Here is a 7,059-nt window from a genome sequence, read left to right as displayed (position 1 = left end):
GCAATAAACGTTGCACTGGTGCCCAGCCCGCAACCGGCCAAACCACAGCCGGCAACGCCGCCCAAGCCGTCGCAGCCAACGGAGGCCTCCCAACCTGCCGCGGAAGCGGCAAAGCCGCCGCTCAAGCCTTTGCCGGAACCTGTCAAACCGCAGGCGGTCACCCCGGACATACTGGTGGCCGGCGCCCCTCGCCCCGATGATCAGAGCGTGGCTCCCAAGACCGAAGCGCCGGCACAGCCGACCGTTCAGCCCAGGAGCACCGAGACGCCTGTCGCCGTTCCAGAACAGCCGCCGATCCCCAGCGCGAGGCCCAGTCCGGCAGCTGCCCAGTCAAAGACGGCGGATGAGAAGCGCGGCACGGCGGATGGCCAGGACCTGTCGGCGCAAGCGGCCAGCAAGGGCAAAAGGCAAAACGAGGCAGGCACTGCCGCGGAAGATAACTACCGCGGCGATGTCTTTAGAAAGCTCGGCAGCGTCAATCGCACTCTGCCGCCGTCCCTACAACTGGCGGCACGCAACAATGCGGTTGTTAAATTCGTCATAGGCAGGAAGGGCAACATAAATAAGTTGCGCATCCTGGAGACCTCAGGGTCGGCGGCTTTCGATCAGGCGGCGCTTGGCATTATCCGCAAAGCAGCCCCCTTCCCTTCGATTCCACCACAGGCAGCAAGCGCAAGTTTGGAGTTCGAGACCGAAATCGGCCCATTTTGAATGTGCGCAGAACAAAACGCTGCGGCCGCAAATCATCAACATCCCTGTGAGAGGAAACCACCATGTACATCGCCATGAACCGCTTCAAGGTGCAGACCGGCTCGGAGAACGATTTCGAAGCCGTGTGGAAGAACCGCGATTCCAGCCTTGCGGAGATGAAGGGGTTCCGCGAATTCCACCTGCTGCGAGGCCCGGTCAACGAGACCGAAGGCTACACGCTGTTTGCATCGCACACCGTGTGGGCGAGCCACGATGATTTCATCGCCTGGACCAAGTCCGAGAATTTCCGCGCTGCCCACAGGAATGTCGGCACGACGAAGGTCCACTATCTCGGCCACCCCCAGTTCGAGGGTTTTTCGGTCGTCGAAGGCGCGTAATGCATGTCGCTCAAAAGTGGTCCCGGTTTTGGGACAACGACATGCATAAACCGAAAGAGATAGAGCCATTCACCGTTTCCACGAAACGGTGAATGGCTCTATCGACCGGCCGGAGTCAGGCTCCGGCCAGCAAGGTCGCATTGCCGCCCGCGGCGGTGGTGTCGACGCAGACGGCCCGCTCATGTGCATAAGCCGCCGGGTTCAACACTTCGCTGACCAGCGGCACGATCGGGCCTGAGCGATCAGCGATAACCCTGCGCACGATGCGCGCGGCCTCTGGCGTGCCGGAAAAAGCAACGATATCGACGCGCAGCGAGCGTGCCTCGACCGGATCAGGCCGCCCGTCGATGACGGCCAGTGGGAGGCCCTTGCCGGTCAGAGCGGAAAGGGCCGCCGGTGCACCCGGTGCAACGGCCAGCACGGCGTTGCCGGCGGCGAGCGCCTGGATCGTCTGCGCCAGCAGCGTATCACCATCGGGACCAAGGCACAGCACCCGTCCACGTGGCGACAGCGAGAGCGTGTTGGCTTCGCCGGTCGGCCCGGGCAGGTCGACCTGGCCGAAATCGATGCCGGCGGCCGCACCAATGGCCGCAGCACCCTTGCCGCGCAGATGCTTCCTCAGAATGGCGATCCGGTCCGGACGCGTCGACCAGCCGCCAAGTGTGGGATCAGGCAGATTGTCGGCAAGCTCGGTCGCCGTGACCTTGTGGCCATCCTGCACATGGGTGCCGGCCTCCGGCCCCTTGCGGAAGCGGCGGAGATAGTGCGGACCGCCGGCCTTCGGCCCGGTGCCGGAAAGCCCCTCGCCGCCAAACGGCTGCGAACCGACGACGGCGCCGATCTGGTTGCGGTTGACATAGATGTTGCCGGCATGGATGCCATCGACGAAATGCTGCACGCGGCCCTCGATGCGGGTGTGCAGGCCGAAGGTCAGGCCATAACCCTTGCGGTTGATGGCGGCGATGACGGCGTCGATCTGGTCGGCGTCGAAACTGGCGACATGCAGCACCGGCCCGAACACCTCGCGCTCCATGTCCTCGATACCCTTGACCCGGAAGACATGCGGCGCGACGAAGCGACCTTCCCTGGGCGCCTCGAGCTTGGCGATCAGCCTGCCCTGCAGGCCCATCTTCGTGCAATACTCGCGGATCGAGCTTTGCGCCTCGTCGTCGATAACCGGGCCGACATCGGTCGAAATCCGCCAGGGATCGCCGACGTTGAGCGCCTCCATGGCGCCCTTCAGCATCTCCAGCATCTTCTTCTCGACGTCCTTCTGCACGTAGAGTACGCGCAGCGCCGAGCAGCGCTGGCCGGCACTCTGGAAGGCGGAGGCGAGGATATCGCGCACCGCCTGTTCGGGCAGCGCGGTGGAATCGACGATCATGGCGTTGAGGCCGCCGGTCTCGGCGATCAGCATGGCGTCGGGCGCGGCCGTCCCGGCCAGCTGCTTCTCGATCAGCTTGGCAACCTCGGTCGAACCTGTGAAGCAGACGCCAGCGATGCGCGGATCGGCGGTGAGCGGCCCGCCGACCGATGGGCCGTCGCCAGGGAGCAACTGGATGACGTCTTCCGGCACGCCGGCCTCGCGCAGCAGTTCGACGGCGCGGAAGGCGATCAGCGGCGTCTGCTCGGCCGGCTTGGCGATCACCGAATTGCCGGTAACGAGCGCTGCCGCGATCTGGCCGGTGAAGATGGCGAGCGGGAAATTCCACGGCGAAATGCAGACGATGGCGCCGCGCGCTTGCGTGCCCACCTCGGCATTGGCCGCCTCGGTGGCGTAGTAGCGCAGGAAGTCGACCGCTTCGCGCACCTCGGCGACGCCGTCGGCCAGCGATTTGCCGGCCTCGCGGGTGGCGAGTGCAAAGAACTCGACGGCATTGGCCTCATAGAGATCGGCGGCCCGGTTGAGGATGGCGGCGCGCTCGGCGACGGGACGCTTCGCCCAGGCCGGTTGCGCTTCCACCGCGAAGCGCACGGCGGTCGCGACTTGCTTGGCAGCTGCTTCGCTGACCGTGCCAACCACTTCGGAAGGCTTTGCCGGGTTGACGATCGGACGCTGCTTGCCATAGCCGGCGGCCCGCGTAATCGGCTTGGCATGCCAGCGATCCGGCCCGGCGAAGGCCGCCCTGGCCTTGTCGATCGCCGCCAGCGTCACCGTGTCGGTGATGTCGAATCCTTTCGAATTGCGACGCCCGGCTCCAAAAATCTGGGAAGGCCGGGCAATCGCCGGATTGGCTGCCGGACCCTGGCTTTCGACCGTCTCGAGCGGATCGCGCGCAATGTCCTCCGGCTCGACATCCTCATCGGTCAGCTGGTGCACGAAGGAGGAGTTGGCGCCGTTCTCCAGCAGCCGGCGCACCAGATAGGCCAGCAGATCGGAATGCGCTCCGACCGGTGCATAGATACGGCAGCGCGTGCCTTCGGACCGTCGCACCGTCTCGTGCAGCGCCTCGCCCATGCCGTGCAGGCGCTGGAACTCGAAGGAATCGCGGTTATTATCAGCCATCGACAGGATGGCGGCGACGGTGTGGGCATTGTGGGTGGCGTACTGCGGGTAGATGCGGTCGGTCATGCCAAGCAGCTTCTTGGCGCAAGCCATGTAGGAGACGTCGGTGTTGGCCTTGCGGGTGAAGACGGGATAGCCGGTGAGTCCCAACGTCTGCCCCCGCTTGATCTCGGTGTCCCAATAGGCGCCCTTGACCAGCCGAACCATGATGTTGCGGTCGTATTTCTTGGCCAGCGCATAGAGCCAGTCGATGGCGAAGGCCGCGCGTGGCCCATACGCCTGCACCACCACGCCAAACCCGTTCCAGCCGGCAAGTTCCGGCTCGGCCAGCACCCGCTCGATGACGTCGAGCGATAGATCGAGGCGGTCGGCCTCCTCGGCATCGATGTTGAGACCCATGCGCGAATGGCGCGCGGCCAGCGCCAGCGACAAAAGCCGCTCGGCCATCACAGGCAGCATCTCGTCCTTCTGCGCCACCTCGTAACGCGGATGCAGCGCCGAAAGCTTGACCGAGATGCCGTGGTTCTGCCTGATGTCAGGACCGTTGGAGCCGGAATCGAGCGACGAAATCGCGTCAGCATAGGCCTTGTGATAGCGCAAGGCGTCGGCCTCGGTGCGGGCCGCCTCGCCCAGCATGTCGAAAGAATAGAGATAACCCTTCTGGGTCATCGGCCGGCCGCGCTTGACGGCTTCAGTGATGGTGCGGCCGAGCACGAACTGCTCGCCCATCTCGCGCATGGCGGCGGCCACCGCCTTGCGGATGACCGGCTCGCCCAGCCGCCGCACCATAGAACGCAGCGTGCCCTCGATGCCGCCCTCGCCTTCGTCGAGGACGCGGCCGGTCAGCATCAGCGCCCAGGTCGAGGCGTTGACGAAGATGGAGCTCGAACCGCCCGAATGCGCCGACCAGTCGTGCGGCGCGATCTTGTCGGCGATGAGGTCGTCCATCGTCTCGGTATCGGGCACGCGCAGCAGTGCCTCGGCCAGGCACATCAGCGCCACGCCTTCCTTGGTGGAGAGACCGTACGCGGAGAGGAAGACTTCCATCAGCCTTGGATCCGACGAGCCGCGCACCGCGCGCACCAGATCGGCGGCGCGAGCCGAGATCGCCTTGCGGTCTTTCCCGGAGAGCCCCGTCGCCTCGGCAAGCCGCTTCACGGCCTCGTCTTCGTCGGGCAGGTAGTTGGCGCGGATCTGCTGGCGGATGGCATCGAGCGCTGGCATGGCGGTCCCGTGGATCGAGCAAAGGGGATCGGGCCGGCGGTCACCGGACCGAATGGCGCAAGCTAGCACAAGTGCAAAATTTCGGCCGGTCCAAAGAAATCGACATTGCAGGTCATTCGATCTATCCTAGCGGCATATAATTGACATTTGGACTGCGATTTCGATGACAGAAGACCAATTGGACCGCATAGATCGGAATATCCTGGCCGCACTTGCAAGCGATGGCCGGCTTTCCATGTCAGAACTAGCCGCAAAGGTCGGCCTGTCGAAGACGCCGGTGCAGGCGCGGGTGAAGCGGCTTGAGAAGGACGGCTATATCAGAGGCTACCAGGCGATCGTCGACCGCGAGCGCATGGGCGAAGGCCATGTCGCATTCGTCCAGGTGAAATTGTCCGACACCAGATCCGCCGCGCTCGACGCCTTCAACCGGTCCGTACAGGCTGTGCCGGAGATCGAACAGTGCCACATGATGGCATCGAGCTTCGATTATCTGCTGAAAGTCCGCACCAGGGACATCGCCGCCTACCGCCGCGTCCTCGGCGAGCGCATCTCGGCCCTGCCCCATGTCGCCCAGACCTCGACCTTTGTGGCGATGGAGACCGTGAAGGATCGGTAGATCACTCCGAAAGCGTCTTCAAGAACGCCACCAGAGCAGCGCGTTCTCGGTCTGAAAGCTCCAACGGGTGAACCTCTGATACCCCTTCGACGCTGGGCGCGGCCTTCGCATAGTGCGCCACGACCTCGTCGAGCGACGAAAACTGCCCGGCATGCATATAGGGCGGTCGCGTTGCCGCACCGCGCAGAGACGGCGTCTTGTAGGCGCGGATGAGTTGTGGCGCATTCTTGACCATGAAGCGCAGTTCGCCGCAGGCGGCAACCTCGCCGTCCCGATAGGCGCCAAGGCAGTTGAACGGGTCGGCCTCGACTTGGTGCACGGCATCGATGCGGCCGCGATCCGGCGGCAGGCCCGCAACAGGCGGCACGCCGGTGTTGTGAAAGCTGTTGTCGGTGAAGCGCGGGCCGTTGTGACAGGTCACGCAATTGGCCTTGCCGATGAACAGTTTAAGCCCAAGGATTTCTTGTTTGGAAAAGACAGCATCGCCCTTCGGCTCGGCACCGGTGGCGAGGTCCAGCGCAAAGCGGTCGAAGCGCGCTGGCGTGGGCGCGATCGAGCGTTCGAAGGCGGCAATCGCCTTGCCGATATTGACGAAGACACCGTTGATGGCGTCGCGCTGCGCGCTGCTCATGGCATTCCAGGCTGCTTTCTCGGCATCGTTTCCAAGTGGGCTGGCATTCAACGGCATGCCGGAAAAATCGGGCAGCGGCCCAAAAATGCGCTCATAGCGCTCGCCGAAGCGCGCCTTGATGTAATGCGCGTAGGCAGCGCGGTTTCCCGCCTGCTCCAGTGGATTTTCGAGCGGCGTCAACGCTTGCGCCCACAGGCTGTCGCGACGGCCATCCCAGAAGAACCAGGGATCGTGCGCCACGCCGGCCAGCGGCATGGTGCGCCGGTTGGTGTGGCCGACGCCGACCGCCTGCGGCAGGTCGTCCTGGAACTGGCGGTCGATCTTGTGGCAGGTCGAACAGGATACCGACCCGTCACCGCTCATGCCCTGATCGAAGAACAGCGTCGAGCCGAGTGCGGCGGCGGCCGGCACGTCGGCAAAACGATTGGTGGTGTCGGCCTTGAGCGCCGGCAGCGACGACAGCGCCAGCGAAGCGATAGTCTTCTTTTCTGCGTCGGAAAAATCAGGCTTGCCGCAGCCCACGAGGACGACGGCGACCATCAGCGCCAGAAAGCGGAAAAGGCGCTTCATCGATCGCTCACAGCACCACGTTGAACAGTACGGTATCGGAGCCGGCGCCGGATGAGATGGCGAAACGAAGTTGCCACCAGCCGCTCATGGTGAATTTCAGCCCCTCGATGCGGTAACGGCCTTCGCCCAGGTAATCGGTGACCTGCGGGCTGGTCGGCAGGCCGTGATTGTGTTGCGGCATGCCGCCGGAGATGGCGATCGCGGCGCGCTCCACCGAAGCCCCTGTCTTTGTCTTCAGGGTCAGCAGCCAGGATTCCAGTTCGCCCTGCCGCACCACGCCCCGTTCCGGCACGAAACTCGCCACGTACAGCCCGTTGTCGGTTTTCTTCGTCCGCGCGACATCCGGGCCGGCTGGCAGCGACGAACGCGGCGCCGTCAGGAAGACGACCGCGAGAATGCCGACCAGCCAGGCAGCCAGACCAAG

Annotated in this window: 6 protein-coding genes; 3 read left to right on the top strand and 3 right to left on the bottom strand. The window is 64.5% G+C overall.

What is annotated here, in order from left to right; translation table 11 throughout:
* Both EOA22_RS19935 and EOA22_RS19930 read left to right on the top strand, forming a co-directional pair.
* Positions 1–711 (top strand): TonB family protein (locus EOA22_RS19935; RefSeq protein ID WP_127224724.1); only part of this gene is annotated, 711 nt, incomplete at its 5' end.
* Positions 712–773: 62 nt separating this feature from the next.
* Entirely contained in the window at positions 774–1,088 is a 315-nt protein-coding gene (locus EOA22_RS19930; RefSeq protein WP_027039045.1) for an antibiotic biosynthesis monooxygenase, read from the top strand.
* Between the two features lie 115 nt (positions 1,089–1,203).
* Here EOA22_RS19930 and putA read toward each other — a convergent pair whose 3' ends face one another.
* Positions 1,204–4,818, bottom strand: coding sequence for a bifunctional proline dehydrogenase/L-glutamate gamma-semialdehyde dehydrogenase PutA (putA, locus tag EOA22_RS19920; protein ID WP_063168171.1), 3,615 nt, complete (start codon positions 4,816–4,818; stop codon positions 1,204–1,206).
* Between the two features lie 163 nt (positions 4,819–4,981).
* Here putA and EOA22_RS19915 point away from each other — a divergent pair, with 163 nt between their 5' ends.
* A complete protein-coding gene (locus tag EOA22_RS19915; protein ID WP_013531233.1) occupies positions 4,982–5,434 on the top strand; it encodes an Lrp/AsnC ligand binding domain-containing protein in 453 nt (150 codons plus the stop codon).
* 1 nt (position 5,435) lies between these two features.
* Here EOA22_RS19915 and EOA22_RS19910 read toward each other — a convergent pair whose 3' ends face one another.
* Together EOA22_RS19910 and EOA22_RS19905 are read right to left on the bottom strand one after the other, a co-directional pair.
* Entirely contained in the window at positions 5,436–6,635 is a 1,200-nt protein-coding gene (locus tag EOA22_RS19910) for a cytochrome c peroxidase (RefSeq protein WP_063168172.1), read from the bottom strand.
* Positions 6,636–6,642: 7 nt separating this feature from the next.
* A partial coding sequence (locus EOA22_RS19905; protein WP_127390159.1) for a FixH family protein occupies positions 6,643–7,059 on the bottom strand: 417 nt, incomplete at its 5' end.

The organism is Mesorhizobium sp. M7A.F.Ca.US.014.04.1.1 (genome assembly GCF_003998745.1).
Lineage (GTDB): Bacteria > Pseudomonadota > Alphaproteobacteria > Rhizobiales > Rhizobiaceae > Mesorhizobium > Mesorhizobium ciceri.
Note: the sequence above shows the minus strand (reverse complement) of the source record. Positions and strands in the feature narration are given on the sequence as shown.

Excerpts from the sequence above, each read along its gene's own strand:
- EOA22_RS19930 (WP_027039045.1), top strand. The coding sequence starts at position 774 with ATGTACATCGCCATGAACCGCTTCAAGGTGCAGACCGGCTCGGAGAAC.
- putA (WP_063168171.1), bottom strand. The coding sequence starts at position 4,818 with ATGCCAGCGCTCGATGCCATCCGCCAGCAGATCCGCGCCAACTACCTG.
- EOA22_RS19915 (WP_013531233.1), top strand. The coding sequence starts at position 4,982 with ATGACAGAAGACCAATTGGACCGCATAGATCGGAATATCCTGGCCGCA.
- EOA22_RS19910 (WP_063168172.1), bottom strand. The coding sequence starts at position 6,635 with ATGAAGCGCCTTTTCCGCTTTCTGGCGCTGATGGTCGCCGTCGTCCTC.